This is a genomic window from Streptomyces bobili, from assembly GCF_002154575.1.
Taxonomy (GTDB): Bacteria; Actinomycetota; Actinomycetes; order Streptomycetales; family Streptomycetaceae; genus Streptomyces; species Streptomyces bobili.
Genome location: NZ_MUBA01000380.1, coordinates 1 through 19,000, shown reverse-complemented (window position 1 = coordinate 19,000; position 19,000 = coordinate 1). Strand labels below are relative to the sequence as shown.

Annotated in this window: 24 protein-coding genes; 13 read left to right on the top strand and 11 right to left on the bottom strand. The window is 72.1% G+C overall.

Going from position 1 to position 19,000, the window contains the following annotated elements:
• Positions 1–4 precede the first annotated feature (4 nt).
• Positions 5–1,399, top strand: a complete 1,395-nt coding sequence (locus BZL64_RS27335; protein ID WP_086771851.1) for a PepSY-associated TM helix domain-containing protein — start codon at positions 5–7, stop codon at positions 1,397–1,399.
• A 75-nt stretch (positions 1,400–1,474) separates the two neighbouring features.
• Here BZL64_RS27335 and BZL64_RS27330 read toward each other — a convergent pair whose 3' ends face one another.
• From BZL64_RS27330 to BZL64_RS27320, 3 genes are all read right to left on the bottom strand, one after another.
• On the bottom strand, positions 1,475–1,834 hold the full coding sequence (locus BZL64_RS27330) for a tetratricopeptide repeat protein (RefSeq protein ID WP_086771850.1): 360 nt from the start codon (positions 1,832–1,834) through the stop codon (positions 1,475–1,477).
• 75 nt (positions 1,835–1,909) lie between these two features.
• Entirely contained in the window at positions 1,910–2,347 is a 438-nt protein-coding gene (locus tag BZL64_RS27325) for a MarR family transcriptional regulator (protein ID WP_086771849.1), read from the bottom strand.
• Positions 2,344–2,853: a MarR family winged helix-turn-helix transcriptional regulator gene (locus BZL64_RS27320; RefSeq protein ID WP_086771848.1), complete on the bottom strand. Its 510-nt coding sequence runs from the start codon at positions 2,851–2,853 to the stop codon at positions 2,344–2,346. The genes BZL64_RS27325 and BZL64_RS27320 overlap by 4 nt, the downstream gene beginning before the upstream one ends.
• A 102-nt stretch (positions 2,854–2,955) precedes the next feature.
• Between BZL64_RS27320 and BZL64_RS27315 the strand changes: the two genes are divergently transcribed.
• The 6 genes from BZL64_RS27315 (at position 2,956) to BZL64_RS27290 (ending at position 6,863) form a co-directional block, all read left to right on the top strand.
• Positions 2,956–3,312: a zinc ribbon domain-containing protein YjdM gene (locus BZL64_RS27315; protein ID WP_086771847.1), complete on the top strand. Its 357-nt coding sequence runs from the start codon at positions 2,956–2,958 to the stop codon at positions 3,310–3,312.
• Positions 3,313–3,484: 172 nt separating this feature from the next.
• Positions 3,485–3,826 carry an ArsR/SmtB family transcription factor gene (locus BZL64_RS27310; RefSeq protein ID WP_086771846.1) on the top strand — a complete coding sequence of 114 codons (342 nt, stop codon included), beginning with the start codon at positions 3,485–3,487 and terminating at the stop codon, positions 3,824–3,826.
• Positions 3,823–5,556 carry a SulP family inorganic anion transporter gene (locus BZL64_RS27305; RefSeq protein ID WP_086771845.1) on the top strand — a complete coding sequence of 578 codons (1,734 nt, stop codon included), beginning with the start codon at positions 3,823–3,825 and terminating at the stop codon, positions 5,554–5,556. The genes BZL64_RS27310 and BZL64_RS27305 overlap by 4 nt, the downstream gene beginning before the upstream one ends.
• Positions 5,553–5,978, top strand: a complete 426-nt coding sequence (locus BZL64_RS27300) for an ATP-binding protein (RefSeq protein ID WP_086771844.1) — start codon at positions 5,553–5,555, stop codon at positions 5,976–5,978. The genes BZL64_RS27305 and BZL64_RS27300 overlap by 4 nt, the downstream gene beginning before the upstream one ends.
• Before the next feature lie 32 nt (positions 5,979–6,010).
• On the top strand, positions 6,011–6,430 hold the full coding sequence (locus BZL64_RS27295) for an STAS domain-containing protein (RefSeq protein WP_086771843.1): 420 nt from the start codon (positions 6,011–6,013) through the stop codon (positions 6,428–6,430).
• 82 nt (positions 6,431–6,512) lie between these two features.
• Positions 6,513–6,863, top strand: a complete 351-nt coding sequence (locus tag BZL64_RS27290; protein WP_086771842.1) for an ArsR/SmtB family transcription factor — start codon at positions 6,513–6,515, stop codon at positions 6,861–6,863.
• 150 nt (positions 6,864–7,013) lie between these two features.
• Here the strand turns inward: BZL64_RS27290 and BZL64_RS27285 are convergent, their stop codons facing one another.
• From BZL64_RS27285 to BZL64_RS27270, 4 genes are all read right to left on the bottom strand, one after another.
• A complete protein-coding gene (locus BZL64_RS27285; protein WP_086771841.1) occupies positions 7,014–7,766 on the bottom strand; it encodes a SigE family RNA polymerase sigma factor in 753 nt (250 codons plus the stop codon).
• A 502-nt stretch (positions 7,767–8,268) separates the two neighbouring features.
• Entirely contained in the window at positions 8,269–9,234 is a 966-nt protein-coding gene (locus BZL64_RS27280) for a pirin family protein (RefSeq protein WP_086771840.1), read from the bottom strand.
• An 18-nt stretch (positions 9,235–9,252) separates the two neighbouring features.
• Positions 9,253–9,744, bottom strand: coding sequence for a hypothetical protein (locus BZL64_RS27275; protein WP_086771839.1), 492 nt, complete (start codon positions 9,742–9,744; stop codon positions 9,253–9,255).
• 1 nt (position 9,745) lies between these two features.
• Positions 9,746–10,204, bottom strand: a complete 459-nt coding sequence (locus BZL64_RS27270; protein ID WP_086771838.1) for an ATP-binding protein — start codon at positions 10,202–10,204, stop codon at positions 9,746–9,748.
• A 128-nt stretch (positions 10,205–10,332) separates the two neighbouring features.
• On the opposite strand from BZL64_RS27270, the gene BZL64_RS27265 reads away from it, so the two are divergent.
• Positions 10,333–10,563 carry a DUF397 domain-containing protein gene (locus BZL64_RS27265; protein WP_086771837.1) on the top strand — a complete coding sequence of 77 codons (231 nt, stop codon included), beginning with the start codon at positions 10,333–10,335 and terminating at the stop codon, positions 10,561–10,563.
• A gap of 130 nt (positions 10,564–10,693) precedes the next feature.
• Entirely contained in the window at positions 10,694–11,617 is a 924-nt protein-coding gene (locus tag BZL64_RS27260) for a helix-turn-helix domain-containing protein (RefSeq protein WP_086771836.1), read from the top strand.
• 12 nt (positions 11,618–11,629) lie between these two features.
• Here the strand turns inward: BZL64_RS27260 and BZL64_RS27255 are convergent, their stop codons facing one another.
• Positions 11,630–12,448, bottom strand: coding sequence for an SAM-dependent methyltransferase (locus tag BZL64_RS27255; protein ID WP_086771835.1), 819 nt, complete (start codon positions 12,446–12,448; stop codon positions 11,630–11,632).
• A gap of 195 nt (positions 12,449–12,643) precedes the next feature.
• On the opposite strand from BZL64_RS27255, the gene BZL64_RS27250 reads away from it, so the two are divergent.
• From BZL64_RS27250 to BZL64_RS27240, 3 genes are all read left to right on the top strand, one after another.
• Complete coding sequence (locus tag BZL64_RS27250) at positions 12,644–13,357, top strand: helix-turn-helix transcriptional regulator (RefSeq protein ID WP_086771834.1); 714 nt, start codon at positions 12,644–12,646, stop codon at positions 13,355–13,357.
• Positions 13,354–14,334, top strand: coding sequence for a pyridoxal-phosphate dependent enzyme (locus BZL64_RS27245; protein WP_086771833.1), 981 nt, complete (start codon positions 13,354–13,356; stop codon positions 14,332–14,334). The genes BZL64_RS27250 and BZL64_RS27245 overlap by 4 nt, the downstream gene beginning before the upstream one ends.
• A gap of 182 nt (positions 14,335–14,516) precedes the next feature.
• Positions 14,517–14,876, top strand: a complete 360-nt coding sequence (locus tag BZL64_RS27240; RefSeq protein ID WP_086771832.1) for a cupin domain-containing protein — start codon at positions 14,517–14,519, stop codon at positions 14,874–14,876.
• A 27-nt stretch (positions 14,877–14,903) separates the two neighbouring features.
• Here BZL64_RS27240 and BZL64_RS27235 read toward each other — a convergent pair whose 3' ends face one another.
• Positions 14,904–16,286 carry a vWA domain-containing protein gene (locus BZL64_RS27235; RefSeq protein ID WP_086771831.1) on the bottom strand — a complete coding sequence of 461 codons (1,383 nt, stop codon included), beginning with the start codon at positions 16,284–16,286 and terminating at the stop codon, positions 14,904–14,906.
• Positions 16,283–17,140, bottom strand: coding sequence for an AAA family ATPase (locus BZL64_RS27230; RefSeq protein ID WP_086771830.1), 858 nt, complete (start codon positions 17,138–17,140; stop codon positions 16,283–16,285). The genes BZL64_RS27235 and BZL64_RS27230 overlap by 4 nt, the downstream gene beginning before the upstream one ends.
• Positions 17,141–17,278: 138 nt before the next feature.
• On the opposite strand from BZL64_RS27230, the gene BZL64_RS27225 reads away from it, so the two are divergent.
• Complete coding sequence (locus tag BZL64_RS27225) at positions 17,279–17,860, top strand: hypothetical protein (protein WP_086771829.1); 582 nt, start codon at positions 17,279–17,281, stop codon at positions 17,858–17,860.
• Positions 17,861–17,999: 139 nt separating this feature from the next.
• On the opposite strand, the gene BZL64_RS27220 is transcribed toward BZL64_RS27225, so the two are convergent.
• Positions 18,000–18,848 (bottom strand): NAD(P)H-binding protein, encoded by an 849-nt coding sequence (locus BZL64_RS27220; protein WP_086771828.1) that lies wholly within the window; start codon positions 18,846–18,848, stop codon positions 18,000–18,002.
• Positions 18,849–19,000: the final 152 nt, after the last annotated feature.

Below are 19,000 nucleotides of genomic sequence, written 5' to 3'. Positions count from 1 at the left end.
GCCGATGTCCACAGCTCCCCCGACCACGGACGAGGCCCCGCGGCCCGCGGCACCCGCGCCGGGGCCCCGCGGCCCGTGGGCCCCGCTGCGTCCGCTCGTCCTGCGCCTGCACTTCTACGCCGGCCTGCTCGTCGCCCCCTTCCTCCTCGTCGCCGCCCTCACCGGCTTCCTCTACGCGGGCGCCTTCCAGGCCGAGAAGCTGGTGTACGCCCACGAGATGACCGTCCCCGTCGGCGACGCGAAACTGCCGGTGTCCGAGCAGGTCGCCGCCGCCCGCAAGGCCCACCCCGAGGGCACGGTCACGGCCGTACGGCCCTCTCCGCGAAGCGACGCCTCCACCCGGGTGCTGCTCTCCGGTGTCGAGGGCGTCGACGCGACCCACTCCCTGGCCGTATTCGTCGACCCGTACACCGGCGAGGTGCGCGGCGCGCTGGAGCAGTACGGCTCGACCGGCGCGCTGCCGCTGCGGACCTGGATCGACGAGTTCCACCGCGACCTGCGACTCGGTGAGAACGGCCGTCTCTACAGCGAGTTGGCCGCGAGCTGGCTGTGGGTGATCGCGGGCGGCGGCGTCGCGCTCTGGTTCTCCCGCCGCCGCGCCCTGCGCAAGGTCCGCGGCACCGGCGGCCGTCGTCGCACCCTGGGCCTGCACGGCACGGTCGGCGTCTGGGCCGCCGCCGGGTTCTTCTTCCTCTCCGCGACCGGGCTCACCTGGTCCCAGTACGCCGGCGCGCACATCGACGAACTGCGCACCTCGCTCGGCCAGTCCACCCCGGCCGTCTCCTCGGCGGCCGGCGCCGGCGAGCACGCCGGCCATGACGCGGCAGGCGGTGACGGCGGCGACGGCGAGCACGGCGTCGGCCTCGACAGGATCCTGGCCGCCGCCCGCGCCGAGGGCCTCGGCGACCCGGTGGAGATCGTGCCGCCCGCCGACGCCGGATCCGCGTACGTCGTACGGCAGGTGCAGCGCAGCTGGCCCACCAAGCAGGACGCCGTGGCCGTCGACCCGGCCACCGGCGAGGTCACCGACGTGCTGCGGTTCGGCGACTTCCCGGTGCTCGCCAAGCTGACCCGCTGGGGCATCGACCTGCACACCGGTGTCCTGTTCGGCCTGGCCAACCAGATCGCCCTGATGGGGCTCGCGCTCGCGCTGATCCTGCTGATCGTGTGGGGCTACCGCATGTGGTGGCAGCGTGGCCGCGGCTCCGCCTTCGGCCGGCCGATCCCGCGCGGCGCCTGGGCGCAGGTCCCGCCGTACGTGATGGTGCCGCTGATGGCGGTGATCGCCGTGCTCGGCTACTTCCTGCCGCTCCTCGGCATACCGCTCGCCGTGTTCCTCGCCCTGGACGTCGTCCTCGGCGAGCTGGCCCACCGCAGGGCGCGGCGGACGTCCGTCTGAGTTTCGTCCAGGACGACGCAGCGGCCCGGCGGTGAGGTCCACCGCCGGGCCGTCCCGCGCCGAGGACCGATCCTGTCAGGCCTGCGCGAAGTCACCCGTGAACGCCGAGGCGATCCGCAGGTGCGGGCGGGCCTCCGCGTGCCGCCCCTGCCGCTCCAAGGTGCGGCCCAGCATCAGGCGGGCGTAGTGCTCCACCGGGTCGCGCTCCACTATGGCGCGCAACTCGGTCTCGGCGCGGCCGAGTTGGGCCGAGTGGTAGTAGGCGCGGGCCAGCAGCAGCCGCGGTCCTGTCTGATCCGGCACCTCTTCGACCAGCCCCGCCAGGACCCGCGCGGCGGCGGTGTACTCCTTGGCGTCGAAGAACAGCCGCGCCCGCTCCCAGCGCTCGGCCGGCGTTCCGTGGGCGTAGTACTCGGTGTCGTAGGTGATGTCCACTCGTGGCCTCCTTTGACCCCCACAACCGCGCCCGAAGGTTGAAAATTCCACTGCATGCCCGACCTGGTCACCGGGCTACATGGCGGCCAGTTCCGCCTCCGCCCGTTCGGTGATCGTGGTGAGTACGCGGCCGGCGACGGCGCGGTCCTCCGCGGAGATCCCGGCGTAGATCCGGGCGGTGACCGGGGCGGTCTCGGCGGTCACGGTGTCGTGGAGCGTGCGTCCGGCGTCCGTGGCACGGATGTCCTCCCCGTCGGCCGCCAGCAGGCCCTTGGTCAGCAGCTCCCCGATGACCGCGCGGGCCTCGGCGGGGTCGATCTTGAGGGAGGCGACGACCCGGCCGGCGAGCGTCTCCCGGTCGAGGGGGCCGTCGGCGACGGCCGGCCGGAGGGTGATCTGCTGCTGGAACGTGACTCCGTGGCGGCGCAGGACGCGTTCGAGGACGGCGCGGGCGGCGTAGTGGGCCAGGCCGATGACGCGGCTGTCGACGGGAGGTGCGGTGGTGGTGGTCATGACTTCCCCTTGCTGCTCTCGTCCGTGATGGTCTCTGCCGTGCTGTCGTGCGGTGGTTCCAGGGGTGCGTCGAGCAGGAGGGCCAGTTCGCTCGCGAAGGTGCGGGTGCGGGCGCTGTCCAGGCCGCCGAGCGGTTCCGTCAGCTGCTCCAGCAGCCCGTGCACCATCTCGATGGCCCGCAGGGTGACGTCCAGGCCCTGCTCGGTGAGCGCCAGTTGCACCGCGCGCGGATCGCGCGGATCACGGGTGCGCTCGATCAGCCCCGCGGACTCCAGGGCACGGGCCAGCTTCGAGACGTACAGCGGTTCGAGACCGGTGTGGTCGGCGAGCCGCCGCTGACTGGGGCGCTCACCGGCGTGCCGCATGCCGTGCAGTGACGCGACGATCGCGTACTGCGCGTGGGTGAGGCCGAGCGGTGCCACCGCCCGGTCCACCGCCACCCGCCACTTCGTGGACAGCCGCCACACCAGATATCCGGGCGTCGCCCCTTCGGAACCCTTGCTCATGGCTCATACGGTACATGGCGATTATGTACATGGCTACTATCGCCCGCCGGTGCCTGCCTGCGGGCGGACGGCGGCCGTCGGGGCGACGGATACGCTGGCCGCGTGAACGAGAACCTTCCTCCCTGTCCCCAGTGCTCCTGCGAGTACACCTACGAGATGAACGCCCTGGTGGTGTGTCCGGAGTGCGGCCACGAGTGGATGCCCGCCGAGGGCGGCGCGGACTCCGGCGCCCCTGCCGAGCAGGTCGTCAAGGACTCCGTCGGCAATGTGCTGAAGGACGGCGACACGGTGGTCGTCGTCAAGGCGCTCAAGGTCAAGGGGAGCCCGTCCGGCATCAAGGCCGGCACCAAGGTGCGCAACATCCGGCTGGTCGACGGCGTGGACGGGCACGACATCGACTGCAAGATCGACGGCTTCGGCGCGATGCAGCTGAAGTCGAGCGTGGTCAAGAAGGGCTGAGCCCTCCCTACGGATTCCCGGCGGCGCATCCATCGGATGCTGAATTGCAAAGTTTCGCAATTGCCTAGATGCTGTGTTGGCTATATTGGCTATGTCGCCTGTGTTCGCAGGTGGTCGTGGGCATGGCCTTCGCTCGCCCCGGTGGGGGCGCCGTCGGGGAAGCCGAGGAACCGTGTCCGTTCCGCTGTACCAGGCCAAGGCCGAGTTCTTCCGCATGCTCGGGCATCCCGTACGCATCCGTGTACTGGAGCTGCTCCAGGACGGCCCGATGCCGGTGCGCGGTCTGCTCGCCGCCATCGAGGTCGAACCCTCCAGCCTCTCCCAGCAACTGGCCGTACTGCGCCGGTCCGGCATCGTCACGTCCACGCGGGAGGGCTCGACGGTCGTCTACGCGCTGGCCGGCGGTGACGTCGCCGAGCTGATGAAGGCCGCGCGCCGGATCCTCACCGAGCTGCTCACCGGGCAGAACGAACTGTTGGCCGAACTACGGGACGGCGAGGTCACCACCCGATGACGTCCGTGCTCCTGCGGATCCGGAGCCGGATCGCCGCCCTGCTGCCCGGCCGGGACGATCTGGCGGAATTGCGCCGCGATCCACGCCGGGACCTCCTCGCGGGCCTGACCGTGGCGGTCGTCGCGCTGCCGCTCGCCCTCGGCTTCGGCGTCTCCTCCGGGCTCGGTGCCGAGGCCGGCCTGGCGACCGCCGTCGTCGCCGGGGCACTCGCCGCGGTGTTCGGCGGCTCGAACCTCCAGGTGTCCGGGCCGACCGGCGCCATGACGGTGGTGCTCGTGCCGATCGTCGCCGCCCACGGGCCGACCGGAGTGCTGACCGTCGGGCTGATGGCGGGCGCGATGCTGGTCGCCCTCGCCCTGCTCAGGGCCGGCACCTACATGCAGTACGTGCCCGCGCCCGTCGTCGAGGGCTTCACCCTCGGCATCGCCTGCGTGATCGGCCTGCAACAGATCCCGAACGCGCTGGGAGTACCCGGGCCGGAGGGCGACCGCGTCCTCGTGGTGACCTGGCACGCCATGGAGGAGTTCGCGAGGAACCCCAACTGGACGGCCGCCGCCTTCGCCCTGGCCGTCGCCGCCGTCATGCTCGCCGGGGCCCGCCGCCGGCCCACCGTCCCCTTCTCCATCCTCGCCGTCATCGCGGCCACCGTCGTGGCCGAAGTGGCCGGCCTGGACGCGGCGAAGCCGATCGGCGACCTGCCGTCCGGCCTGCCCGCGCCCTCCCTCGCCTTCCTCGACCCGGGCACGCTCGGCTCCCTGCTCGCCCCTGCCGTCGCGGTCGCCGCACTGGCCGCCCTCGAATCGCTGCTGTCGGCCTCCGTCGCCGACGGCATGACCGTCGGACAGAAACACGACCCGGACCGTGAGCTGTTCGGCCAAGGCCTCGCCAACCTCGCCGCCCCGCTGTTCGGTGGCGTGCCCGCGACCGGGGCCATCGCCCGCACCGCCGTCAACGTCCGCACCGGCGCCGGATCCCGGCTCGCCGCGCTCACCCACGCGGCGATCCTCGCGGTGATCGTGTTCGCCGCCGCGCCCCTCGTCTCCAGGATCCCGCTCGCCGCGCTCGCCGGAGTGCTCCTGGCCACCGCGGTCCGCATGGTCGAGGTCGGCTCGCTGCGGGCGATGGCGAAGGCCACCCGCTCCGACGCCCTGATCCTGGTGCTCACCGCCGTCGCCACCCTCGTGCTCGACCTCGTGTACGCCGTGATCATCGGCCTGGTCGTCGCGGGCGCCCTCGCCCTGCGCGCGGTGGCCAAGCAGGCCCGCCTCGAAGAGGTCCCGCTCGACCGGGGCGACCACAGCGCCGAGGAACACGCCCTGCTCGCCGAGCACATCGTGGCGTACCGCATCGACGGACCGCTGTTCTTCGCCGGCGCCCACCGCTTCCTGCTGGAACTGGCCGAGGTCGCCGACGTACGCGTCGTCATCCTGCGCATGTCCCGCGTCACCACCATCGACGCCACCGGCGCCCTCGTCCTCAAGGACGCCGTGGAGAAGCTCCACCGGCGCGGCATCGTCGTCATGACGTCCGGGATCCGTGCCGGCCAGCGGCAGGTCCTCGACTCGGTCGGCGCGCTGGAACTGCTGCGCCTGGAGGGACGCGAGTACGCGGGCACGCCCGAGGCGATCAAGGCCGCGCACAGCTACCTGGAGGGCGCCGGCGTCATGCCGTCCCTCCCCGCCCGGCCGGCCCGGTCCGTCGGCGAGGAAGCAGGGGGGACGGTCGGATGAGTACCCGGCTCGAAGCCCTGCCCCACCGGCATGTCCTCACCCTGCCCACGATGCCGTCCGCGGTCCGGACGGCACGGGAGACGGCCGAGCAGGCCCTGACCGAGTGGGGCATCAGCCTGCGCCACCCCACCGTGGACCCGGCCCTGCTGATCCTCGGTGAACTGGTCACCAACACCGTCCGGCACGCCGCCGTGCTCTCCCCGCAGCTGACGGTCATCTACGCGGCCGGCGCCGACACGCTCGCCTTCGCCGTGCACGACCGTCACCCCTACCAGCCGCCGCTCCACGGCGCGGCCACCCGCGGCGGGACGGGCGGCCTGGCCACCGTCATGGAACTCGCCCTCGGTCTGGGCGGCAGCGCGGTCGTCCGCGCCGACGCCGACGGCCAGGGCAAGAGCGTCTGGATCACCCTCCCCCTCTGAGCCTCACCCACCCCACAAGGAGACGGACGACGATGACGATCGAATGGCGCTACACCGTCGAGCAGGACCTCGGCATCCTGTCCGTCTCCGGATACCTCGGCCCGGACGCCGTCCGCCGCTTCACCGGTGCCGTCGGCTGGGTGGTGGGACGGGGGAGCGGTCCGGTCATCGTCGACCTGACCGGACTGCGCGGCTGGTCGGCGGAGGGCCAGCTGACGATCATCGAGGCCGCGCGCCGCCTCGCCGGGGCCGGCCGCGGTCTGGAGCTGGCCGCGATCCCCGCCGACGGGTCCCTGGTCCCCGACCGGGACTGCCCGCCCATCCCCGTGCACGCCGACCTGGCCGGCGCGCTCGCGTCCCACGGCGCACGGCACGGCGAGGCGCCCGAGGGCCGCCACGAGTGGCGTACGACGGGCTGGCCGAGCGCGGGCGTGTCGGCCCCCCGCAGCTGAACGCGGTGACTGCGCACACCTGCGGAGTCGCTAATCTTGGCGACCGACGAACCTGTCACCGCTCTCGCGGGGGGACGACACGATGAGCACGCCGCTGTACCAGCTGAAGGCCGAGTTCTTCAAGACGCTCGGCCATCCGGCGCGCATCCGCGTCCTCGAACTCCTCAGCGAACGCGAGCACGCGGTGGCGGAGATGCTGCCCGAGGTGGGCATCGAGCCGGCCCATCTGTCGCAGCAGCTCGCCGTGCTGCGCCGGGCGAACCTCGTCGTGACCCGTAAGGAGGGCTCGACCGTGTACTACTCGCTGACCAGCCCGTACATCGCGGAGCTGCTGCGGGTCGCGCGCACCATCCTGTCCGGGGTGCTGGCCGGACAGGCCGAGCTGCTCGCCGACCTCCAGGCCGCCCAGAACCAGGCGAGCCCCCCGTCCTGACCGCGCCTCGGCCCGAGTGACCTGACCTCGACGCTCCCGCGGTGACGCCACCGGGATCGGTAGACGGATACGCCGCAATAGGTAGGTGGCGCGGGCCCTGGCGCGGCAGTACGTATCGCGTGCCGCGGGCCCGAGGACAACGGCCGACGACTACGAGGCGATCCGCAGGACGATCACGGCGATGAAGGCCGCGACCGTGCCGAACACCGTGCGGGTCAGCAGGCGGGTACGTCGTTCGCTGCCGCGGCGGACGGACCGGGCCGTCGGCACGGTCGCGGTCGACACGTCACTGACCAGCCGGCCGAGCGCGGCGCGCTGGGCGTCGAGGTCGCCGAGCGCGGGGACGTTTGCCCCGATGAGGGCGCGCGCGTGTCCGAGTCTGCTCCTGGTCGCCGCCGTACTGGCCAGGGTCTCCGCCGCTGTCCGGGCGACGGTGAGGCCGAGACCGTCGCAGAGCAGAACGGTACGACGGTGATGGGGCGGCAGGAGCAGCAGCGCCGTGCCGGCCGGTCCCGCCGGGGCGGGGCGGCCGTGGCCGCGCGGACGCCGGAACCGCTGCCAGGGCGCGAGCGCGTGGTCGTACGCCTGCTGGCGCACCCATCCGAGCGGGTCCGGGTCCACGGCGACCTCGGGCCAGCGCTGCCATGCCTGGTGGAAGGCGTGCTCCACGGACTCGAAGGCGAGGTCGCGCCGCCCGGTGAGCAGGTAGACCTGGTGGACGAGGGCGGGGGCGCAGTGCCGGTGGAGGATGTCGAAGGCGTCCTGCGGGGTGACCGCGGAACGGAGGGCGGCACCGTGCCGGTCGGTCGCGGCCCGCTTCGGGCGGTGGACGTCATCCGGAGCGGGAGGCGGCCAGGTAGGCCCGGACCAGTTGGGTGCCTGCGCCGCAGCGTCCTGCGCCACGGGGGCATTCCTGGCAGCGCATGAGGTGTTCAACGTATGCCTCGTACTCGATCACAGCGACGGATGCGACGTCTTCGTCATGCACGGCGTCCTCCCGTGTCGCACATGACCGGGCCCGCTGTCGGTGGCCTTCCGGTGACCAACTCTTCCCCTCCGCGTGACGGCGGCCCCGCTGTCGTGGGACCGCTCCTGTCGGCATGGGCCAGCCTGACGCACGCCGGGGTCTCGGCGATCGAGGTCGGCGCAATATCGGTAGACCTAGGTGGAGCGCGGCAGCAGCCGCGAGCCGTACGTACGCGCCCCCGTACGCCGGGCGGAGATGGCGCGGTCCTGTCCCTGGGAGACGGAGATCCGCGCGTTCGAGGAATCCCACGGCAATCGACCTGCCGACGGAGTACAGGTCGGGTCCTTCGTCGCGCATGTGGGCAACGCAGGCCGGCGCTCCCCGGCCCCTCGCACCGCTACCGGTCGCCCGCACCGGACGGAGCGCCTCGGCCCTGGGTCAGCGCATCCGTCCCCGCGGTTTGAGTGGCGTCGCCGGCAGCCCAGGTGCCGCCAGCGGGGCGCCGTCGTAGCCGTGGACCTCACCGAAACGGGTGCCCTTCGTCCAGTCCTCGCGGGCCTGTTCGATCTCCGCCTGGGTGCGGCCGACGAAGTTCCACCACATGATCAACTCTTCTTCGAAGGGCTCGCCGCCGAGGAGCATCAGGCCGGCGTCGGACTCGGCGTGCAGGGGCAGTTCGCCCCGGCCGCAGCCGAGGTAGAGCATCGAACCCGGCAGGACGGTCACGCCGTCCACGCGCACCTCGCCGGACATCGCCAGCACGCCGTACTCGAAGTCGGGGACGAGCGGCAGCCGGACGTCGGTGCCACGGGTGAGCGCGAGGTCGGCGCCGACGATCGGGGTGTACGCCGTGCCGGGCGAGGCCGCGCCGTCGAGGTCGCCGAGGATCACGGTGGCCGTGAGGCCGGGGGCCGTGACCGTGGGCAGTGTGGCGTGGTGCTCGAAGTGCGGCTCGGTGTGCCGGTGGGCGTCGGGCAGCGCGACCCAGAGCTGGGCGCCGTGCAGAAAGCGGGCGTGGGACCGGGGGCTCTCCTCGGAGTGGCTGATCGCCCGCCCCGAGGTCATGAGGCCCAGCTCGCGGGGCCGGATGGTCTGCAGGCTGCCGGTGGAGTCGCGGTGCAGCACCTCGCCCTCGTGCAGCCAGCTGACCGTCTGGAGGCCGATGTGGGGATGCGGCGGGACCTGCATGCCGGGCTCGTCGGCGATGTCGTCGGGGCCGTAGTGGTCGACGAACGCCCAGGCGCCGATCATGCGCCGGCCGAGGTTCGGCAGCAGCCGGCGTACCTCGGTCGACTCCCCGAGTCTGACGCGGCGGGGACTCAGCAGCTCACGCACGGGCTCGGCGACGACGAATCCGCGTCCGCCGCACACGCTGGGCACGGGCGAGCGGTCAAGGTTGCTCATGGCCCACAACCTAACGGGTCACCGATCGGTCAGCGTGGCGTCGAGTTCCCTGCTGGCCCGGACGAGGTCGTGGTCCGGTTCGTCGAGCAGGTGGCGCAGGACGCCGCGCTGGGCACGGACGGCGTGGCGCGCGTCGCGTTCCCATTCGACGTACTTCTCGCGACGGCGCAGCAGCTTGGGGTAGGCGGCGGCGGTGGTCTCCCACTGCCGGGCGTCGGCGATGCTTCCCAGCAGGTGCAGTATCTCGACGCGGCAGGTGACCTGCGGGAGCCGGACGAGCTCCCAGAGGAAGGGCACGGTGGCCGCCGTCGCCTGGCCCACCACGAAGCCGTACTGGCAGATGCGCTGGCGCAATTGGCCGAGCGCGGGCCCGGCGGTGTCGGCGTCGCCGCGGGCGACGGTGGTCAGCAGGACCGGGATGGCTTCGGCGGACCCGGTCGAGTCGGTTATCTCGGGCCAGGGCACCTGGCCGAGGTCCTCGAGCGGCGTGGATCTCTTGATGGCAGTCATGTCAGGTGTGGGTACGGGTCGGGAGCATGGCCCAGACGGTCTTGCCCACGGGGGAGCGGCGGGTCCAGCCCCAGTGCTCCGAGAGGGCTTCGACCATGTGCAGTCCACGGCCGTGCTCCAGCAGGGGATCTTCTCCGGCGTGCGGGTAGACGGGCAGGTCGTCGCTCGGGTCGGTGACGGCACACACGAGGTGGGAACGGCGCAGCGAGAGCCTGAGCCGTACGTCCCCGGCATCCTCCGGCGGGTCCGGCAGGGCGTGCAGGACGGCGTTGGCGGCGAGTTCGGTGACGACGGTGAGCGCGTCGTCGGCACAGTGCTCCAGGGACCAGCCGTCCAGGGTGCGGTGGGTGAAGTCCCGTGCCGCGGCGAATCCTTCCCGGCTGCCCGAGAGGTGCAGCACGGCCGTTCTGGACAGGTCGCGGACGGACCCGGGACTCCGGAACTGCGCAGGTGATGACACGGCATCTCCCTGAGGCAACGTCAGTACAGGGCGGCGGAAGTGCGGTTGACGACAGGGCTATTATCCACGCTGACGATGTCCTCGTGCAATTTCACGGGAAATTGCGCGTACGAAGCGAGGAGAGTGCAGTGTCGTCAGTGCCGAACGGAGTCCCGGCGAGCGCGCTGGGTGCCCGCTGGATCAAGAGCAGTCACAGCAATGCCGAGGGCAACTGTGTGGAGGTGGCCGTCCTGGACGGGGGAGGAGTCGCGATGCGCAACTCCCGTGACCCCGAAGGGCCGGCCCTGATCTACACGCCGGCCGAGGTGGCGGCGTTCGTGGCCGGAGCGAAGGGCGGAGAGTTCGACCACCTGCTGTAACGGCATGCGATCACCTGGTGTCGGGGCGCGGACCGAATCAATTCCCCTGCGCCGTGCGGTCGGTGGCCTTCGGATGCGACAATGAAGTCTGTCGTCTGCCGGTCGACGCAAGCCAGAACGGGGAGTCAGGATGTCTGCCGAGTCGCCTCGCGTCTCCCGCCTCGAACCGTATCTGAACCGGGCCGAGCCCGCCCCGACCTTGCTGAAAATGCTGGTCGGTGTGCAGTTGGCGGGCATCCGAGAAGACGCCGGACTGTCCCAGGACCAGGCCGCGCGTGCGGTCGGTTTCAGCCCGGCGAAGCTGTCGCGGATCGAGGCGGGCAAGGGGCGCCGCCCTCCCACGGAGGGCGACGTCCGCGCCCTCCTGAACCTCTACGGATCAGAGGATCACGAGGCCTCCGTCCTGCTCCGGTTGCTGCGGCAGGCGGGGGAACCGGGCTGGTGGCAGCGCTACGACAAGCGGCTGATGCCCGAGTGGTTCGACCGCCTGGTGGGACTGCAGGAGGCGGCCACCGCCATCCGTACCTTCGAGATCCAGTACGTGCCGGGCCTGTTGCAGATCCCGGCGTACACCCGTGCCGTCGTCGAGCGCGGCCTGCCGACGGCGCCGGTCCGTGAGGTGGAGCGACGGGTGGAGCTGCGGACGCGGCGCACCCGGCTCCTGGAGCGGCGGGACGCACCGCAGTTGTGGGCCGTCATGGACGAGTCGGTGCTGCTGCGTGTGCTCGGTGGCCGTGAGGTCATGCGGGAGCAGCTCGACCACCTGGTGAGGATGGCCGCGCTTCCCCATGTGACCGTGCAGGTGGTGCCGTTGGACGTCACCCACGCCTCCGCGCCGTCGATCCCGGTGACGTATCTGCGGTTCGGCGGTTCCGATCTGCCCGATGTCGTCTACCTCGAGCAGATCAGAAGTGCCACCTTCCTGGAGGACCAGGACGAGACGGAGGAGTACCGGGTCACGCTGGACCGGCTGGCCGACGAGGCGCTGAATCCCCGTGACTCCCTCGCGCTCCTGCGCGAGACGGCGCGGAACCGCTACTGCCCGGCCCCCTGATGTCGGTGCCGGTCAGGGCAGCCGGGCCACGCCGCCGTACTCGATCCACTCCTGGGTGAGCTGGCGGGGTGCCACCTCGGTGTCGGGGCGCCAGGTGGAGACCTCCACCAGGCCGGGATCGAGGATCTCCAGGCCGGCGAAGAGCGCGTCCATGTCCTTCTCCTGGCGCACCCGGCCCCAGTGGCCCTGGGTGGCCTGGTCCATGAAGTTCGTGACGAACTCGCGGACCTCCGGGTCCTCGCTGACCAGTTGGCACATCACCAGGAAGCTGCCCGGCGCGAGGCGTTCGGCCACCCGGCGGACCACGGCCGGCGGTCCGTCGGTCTCGCTGTCGGGGATGCAGTGGAACACCGAGTTGAACAGTACGGCCACCGGCTGCGAGAGGTCGATCAGACGCTCGGTGTCGGGGTGGGCGAAGATCGCGTCGGTCTCGCGCATGTCGGCGTGGATGACGGTGGTGCGCTCGTCCTGCTCCAGCAGGGCCCGGCCGTGCACGAGCACCATCGGGTCGTTGTCGATGTAGACGACGTGCGCGCTCGGGTCGATGCTCTGGGCGACGTGGTGCACGTTGTTCTGCGTGGGCAGGCCTGACCCGTGGTCGAGGTACTGCCGGATTCCGTACTCCTGCGTCAGGGTCCGTACGACGCGCTGCAGAAAGCGCCGGTTGTTGAGGGCGAGGACGCGGGTGCTGGGGACGACCTTGTCGAGTTCCTCGCACGCCGCGCGGTCCGCCGCGTAGTTGTCCTTGCCGCCCAGATAGTGGTCGTACATGCGCGCGGCTGTCGGAACCGTGGCATCGATCGACGTGGACAGCTGATTGCCTGGCTGCATATTTCCCCCAGTCCGGGCCCACGCCGAGGGCTGGCGCGGTCGGCAACCCATCCTAGGGAAGCGGCAATTGGTGATGCCACCCCTTGATCCGTGGTTCCCCTGCGGGCGGGACGGAGGGGACAGAGGGTTTGGAATCCCTGTCCAACAATTGGAACTGTGGTCTAATATGGGGTAGGTGTACGGAGGAGGAACCGCATGACGGTCGAGGACCACCCGGACGAGGACCCCCGTAGGGCCGAGCGTGACGCGATCCTGCGTGCCCTGGGGCCCGTCGTGAACGGCATCGCGGCGACCTTCGGCCCGGTGTGCGAGGTGGTGCTGCACGACTACCGGCGGCCGGCGGCCTCCGTGGTCGCCGTCGCGGGCGAAGTGACCGGGCGCACCGTCGGCGGTGCGATGAGCGAGATCGGCATGCGGGTCCTCGCCCGCGGCGACGACGCCGACGACGAACTCAACTACGTCACCCGCACCGGCACCGGCCGGACGCTCAAGTCCTCCACGATGGTGCTGCGCGACTCCGCCGGCACGGTGTTCGGGGCCCTCTGTGTCAACGTGGACGTCACCGAGGTCGGCCGCGTGCAGAGCCTCCTCGCCGCGCTCGCCGGGGCCGGCGGTTCCTCCGCGGACACACCCGTGACCACCTTCGGCGACGACATCGACTCCGTCGTCGACTCGCTCCTCGACGCCCACCTGCCGCACGACCGGAGCTGGGCCGGCCTGGAGCGGCCCCGGCGCCTCGCTCTCTTCCGCGCCCTCGACGAACGCGGCGTGTTCGCCGTACGCCGCGCGATCGAACAGGTCGCCGCCCGCCTCGGCATCTCCCGCGCCTCCGCCTACAGCTATCTGTCCCAGGCCCGGACGGCCGCCGGGCCAGGCCCGCACCCCACCTCAGAGGGAGCCCACCCGTGACGACCGCACCTCCGCCGATCATCACCCTGGACGACGTCCGCGACGCGGCCGCCCGCCTCAAGGGTGTCGCCCACCGCACGCCCGTCCTGCGCTCCCGCACCCTCGACGCCCTCGTCGGCTCCGAAGTCCTCCTGAAATGCGAGAACTTCCAGCGGGTCGGCGCCTTCAAGTTCCGCGGCGCCTACAACGCGGCCTCCCGGCTGACCACTGAGCAACTCGAGCGCGGCATCGCCGCCTACTCCTCCGGCAACCACGCCCAGGCCGTCGCCCTCGCCGCCCGGGAACTCGGCACCACCGCGGTGATCGTCATGCCCGACGACGCCCCGCGCTCCAAGCGGGAGGCGACCGAGGCGTACGGCGCCGAGATCGTGACGTACGACCGCTACGGCGGCGACCGGGTGGCCATCGCGGAGGCCCTGGCCGCCGAGCGGGGCCTGGCCGTCATCCCGCCGTACGAGCACCCGCACGTCATGGCGGGACAGGGCACCGCCGCACTCGAACTCCTCGAGGAGGTGGGCGAGCTGGGCGCGCTGCTGGCGCCGGTCGGCGGCGGCGGACTGATCGCGGGCAGCGCCACGTTGGCCAAAGGGCTGTACGAGGGGATCCGGATCGTCGGCGTCGAGCCGGAGGCCGGTGACGACACCCGGCGCTCGCTGGAGGCGGGCCGGCGCGTCGAGATCCCGGTGCCGCACACCATCGCCGACGGGCAGGCCCTGCACACGCCCGGCGAACTCACCTTCTCGGTGAACCGGCGGCTGGTCGACGCGATCGCACTCGTCTCCGACGACGAGATCCGCGCGGCCATGCGGTTCGCCTTCGAACGCCTGAAGATCGTGATCGAGCCGAGCGGCGCCACCCCGCTGGCCGCCCTGCTCTCCGGGCGGGCCGGCCCTCTGCCGCGCCGGGTCGGTGTGATCGTCTCGGGTGGCAACATCGACGCGGAACGCTTCGCGCGGCTCTGCGGCGACGGCGCCTGAGGACGCCTGCCGGTTCGCTGTCCGGCCGGCAGGGGGCCAGCCCTCCGGATTCACCCGAATGGCGGCCCCCCGGTAGCGGGCGGAGGATGAACGTGTGGGGACCGGCCCCCACCGGTGACCTCCGGTGCCGCCGGGGAGACCGGTCCCGGCCGCGGTGAAGCGCGGCCGGAAGGAGGACCGTCATGATGGAAGTGAAGACGCTCGACAAGCCGGACGAGCGACGGGACTTTCCGCGGGGACACCTCGAAGCCGTCCACATGACGGGCCTCGACTTCGCCGTGGCGACCTTCGAGCCCGGCTGGCGCTGGTCCGAGTCGGTGGCGCCGATCGCGGGAACCGACAGCTGCATGGTCCACCACAACGGCTACATCGCCCAGGGCCGACTGCGCATCCGCATGGACGACGGAGCCGAGAGCGAAGTGGGCCCGGGTGACGTCTTCGTCTGCTCACCCGGCCACGACGCCTGGGTGGTAGGCGACGAGCAGGTCGTGGCCTACGACTTCGCCGGACAGATGGCCCAGGAGTACGCCAAGGCCGACTGAGGCCGACACATCACCCCCACGACCGGATCACACCGGGAGGATGCGGCTGATCAACGCGCCGAGCTGGTGGGCGTTGCGGCACTCGTGCATCGCGACCAGCTCGGCGTAGTCGAGGGCGGCCGAATCTCCCGTGCCCCACTGCGGACGCGGCTCCGGATTCAGCCAGTGCACCCGGCGCGCCCGCCCCAGGATTCTCCGTACGGCGGGCAGGTTCGGGTCGCCCATGTTCGTGCGGGCGTCGCCCAGCACGAAGACCGTCGTGCGGGGGCCGACCGCCGCGCCGTACCGTTCCGCGAACTCGCCCAAGGCGGTGCCGTAGTCGCTGCTGCCGTGCCAGCCCGTCAGCGTGGCCTCCGCGCGGATGAGGGCGCCGAGGCCCTCCGGGTCGGCCGAGCCGTGCCGGAGCAGGCCGGTGATCTCGTCGACACGGTTGACGAAGGCGAACACCCGCACCTTGCTGAACTGGTCGTGCAGCGCCTGCACCAGCAGCATCGTGAAGTCGGAGAACCCGGACACCGAGCCCGACACATCGCACAGCAGGACCAGTTCGGGCCGGGCCGGGCGCCGGCGGCGCAGCACCGGACGCATCGGCACCCCGCCCGTCGACAGCGAGCCCCGCAGCGTGCGCCGCAGGTCGATCGCACCGCGAGAGGCCCGGCGTCGCCGGGCCGCCAGCCGGGTGGCCAGCTTGCGCGCCAACGGGTGCACGGTGCGCCGCAGTTCGGCCAGCCGGTCACGGCCCGCGTACAGGAAGTCGACCCGGTCGGCCGTCGGGGCCACCGCCCGCCGCGCGATCTCGTCCCGGCCGCGCCGCTCGGCCACCCGCCGCCGCGCCTCCACGGCCACCAGCGCCCGGAAGGCTTCGATGCGCCGCCGGACCTCGTCCTCCAGCAGCCGGTCGGTGAAACCGGCGGCCCCGCCACGGCTCCGGACATCGTCGCGGACCCGCGCCAACAGGGTCTGAGGGCGCAGCCGTTCGAGCGTCTGGTACGCCGACCAGCCGTCCGCCCCCGGTGAACTCCCGTATCCGCCCAGGCCGTCGACAGCCTCGATCGCCAACCGGGCGGTCATGGCCTCGTCGTTGTCGGCGAGGGCCGCGGCGAGCCGGTCGCGCAGGTCGTCCCGGTCCGCCGCCGTGCCGGAGCCGGAGTCGGGCCCACCGGTTTCCGGCGCGCCGACGCCGTACGGGAAGTACAGGTCGAAGACCGTGTCGAACACCCGCCGCTGGTCCGCGGAGTGCAGCAAGGTCGCGGCGAGCCCCTCGCGCAGCAGCGCGCGGTCCGCGAAACCCAGGGCCGTCGCGGCCTGAGCGGCGTCGACCGTCTCACCGGTGCCGATCCGCACGCCGTGCGCGCGCAGCGCGGCGACCAGGCCCGTCAGCCTCGCCGTCACCTCCGTCGCGGCGGTCACACGGCGTCCAGGTCGAGCTTCGCGGCGGCCTTCAGCACATCGTCCTGGTGCTTGAGGATCACGCCGAGGGTGTCACGGACGAGGTCCGCGTCGAGTGCGCCGGCGCCCAGGGCGAGCAGGGTGCGCGCCCAGTCGATCGTCTCCGCGACGGAGGGCGCCTTGCGCAGGTCCATCGCGCGCAGCGCGCCCACCACCCGGACCACCGACTCCGCCAGCGCCGCGTCGATGCCGGGCACCTTCAGCCGGACGATCCGCCGCTCCAGCTCCTCCTCGGGGAAACCGATGTGCAGGAACAGACAGCGGCGGCGCAGCGCCTCCGACAGCTCGCGGCTCGCGTTGGAGGTGAGTACGACGAAGGGGCGGCGGGTCGCGGTGATCGTACCCAGCTCGGGGACGGTGATCTGGAAGTCGCTGAGCACCTCCAGGAGGAGGCCCTCCACCTCGACGTCGGCCTTGTCGGTCTCGTCGATCAGCAGCACCGTCGGCTCGTCGCCGCGGATCGCGGTGAGCAGCGGGCGGGGGAGGAGGAACTCCTCGCCGAAGATGTCCGTGCGGGCCTCGTCCCACGTCTCGTCGCGGCCCGCGCTGATGCGCAGCAGCTGCTTGGCGTGGTTCCACTCGTACAGCGCGCGGGACTCGTCGACGCCCTCGTAGCACTGCAACCGCACCAGCCGGGCCCCCGCCACCTGGGCGACGGCCTTGGCGAGTTCCGTCTTGCCGACCCCGGCCGGGCCCTCCACGAGGAGCGGCTTGCCGAGCCGGTCGGCGAGGAAGACGGTGGTGGCGACGGAGGGCGAGGCCAGATAGCCGGTCTCGGCGAGGCGTGCGCGGACATCGTCGACGGACGTGAACAACGGGGCCTCCGGTGGTCGGATGAGGACGGGGCGGGCGGGGCACGTGCTCCGGGCGCTATCTAAGCGCTTGTTCAGCACGCTTGTCATCCGGCCCGCGTAGCGGCACCGGATGTCAGTGCCTCCCGGTACCTTCCGATCATGGGCGTGTACCTGGTGAGCATCGAGGCGCGGGAATGGTTCTGCGAGGACGAGGGAGCGGGCGGACACGGAGCCGTCGCCTCGGCGTTCGACGACGAGCTGCGGCGACGCGGACTGCCGCCGTACGAGCCGGGGCCGGGGGCCGGGGGAAGCTGGTTCGAGGAGAAGGTCAGCCCCTCCATGAAGGGGTTCGACGCGTTCTGCCGGGACCGGCTGACCGAGGCCGAACGCGAGACGTTCTACGGCTGGACCGTCCTGGTGCCACTGTCCCTGGAAGAGCCGATCCGGCTGCCCGTCGGCTCCGCCTACGCGGACGAGACGGTGGTCGCCGGGGCACCGCAGGTCCTCGCCCTGGGCGAGAGGCTGGCCGGGATCCTCGGCCTGCCGCTCGACGCGATACCGGCGACGGGCGCCAACCTGGAACTGGTCCTGTGGTTCAGGGAGGGCGACCAGGTGACCAGGACCGCCGCCGCGAGACCGGGACCCTGGGCCGAGGACCCGGACACGGCCTTCTACGTGGCCCTCTACCTGCGCGCCGCCCAGTACGCGCTGCGGTACGGCTGCCCGGTCACCTACAGCTGACCGGCACCGGCCGCCCCCGGGAAGGCGGACGAGTGGTTGCCTCCGGGGTGCGGGCACGCCGGTTGCCTCCGGGATGCGGGCGTGCCTGCCGCCTCCGGTACGCAATCAAGCCGGTTACCTGCGGGGCGCGGCACGCCGGTCACCCCCGGAAAGCGGCCACGTGCCGGCGGGCCCAGTCCGCGAACGGGCGCGGTGTGCGACCCAGCACCCGCTCCACGTCCGGACTGACCCGCAGCTCGGCCGGCGTCGGGTCGCCGAGGATGGCCAGGGTGGTGTCCACGACGGGCTCGGGCATGAACGCCAGCATCTGGGCGCGGGCCTCGTCCCGGCTCTGCTCGGTGAAACGCACCGGTTCCCCGAGCGCCGCGCCGATCGCCTCCGCCCGCTCGCGGGGAGTCGTCGGAGCGGGGCCGGTCAGCTCGTACACGGCACCGGCGTGCCCGTCCTCGCGCAGGGCCACGGCCGCCACCTCCGCGATGTCGGCCGGATCGACGGTGGGCAGGCCGACGTCCCCGAAGGGCGCCGCGACGGTGCGGTGGGCGCGGACCGGCTCCACCCAGGCGAACGCGTTGGAGTGGAAGCCGCCCGGCCGCAGGGTCGTCCACTCCAGCCCCGACTCACGCACGGCGTCCTCGACGGCGCGCGCCAGACCGCCGTGCGACTCCGACTCGGGCCGGGTCGCGACTCCCTGGGAGGACAGCAGGACCACCCGGCCGACCCCGCCCGCCTTCGCCGCGTCGAGCAGGTCGCGCGGGCTGAGCAGATGCGCGCTCGTGCCGCCGTCCTGGAGGAACAGCGCGTCGGCGCCGTCGAGGACCGGCCGCAGGCTCTCCGCGTCGGTGAGATCGGCGCGCACCGTACGTACACCGTCGGGCACCTCCGCGTCCGAGATGTTCCGGGAGGTCGCCGTCACCGGCTCGCCCGCCGCCGCGAGGACGCGTACGAGTTCCCGGCCGGTGTTCCCCGTCGCCCCTGTCACCACGATCATGAGTAACTCCCTGTTCGGAATGGGTCGTTGGTGGGATGAGAGGGACGCTAACACCGCCGATATAGTAGGTACCTAGAGGAAAGTGACTACCCCGGAGGGATGCGCATGACCGGCAGGACAGCCACCCCGCACGCCCCCGCCGACCCGGCGAC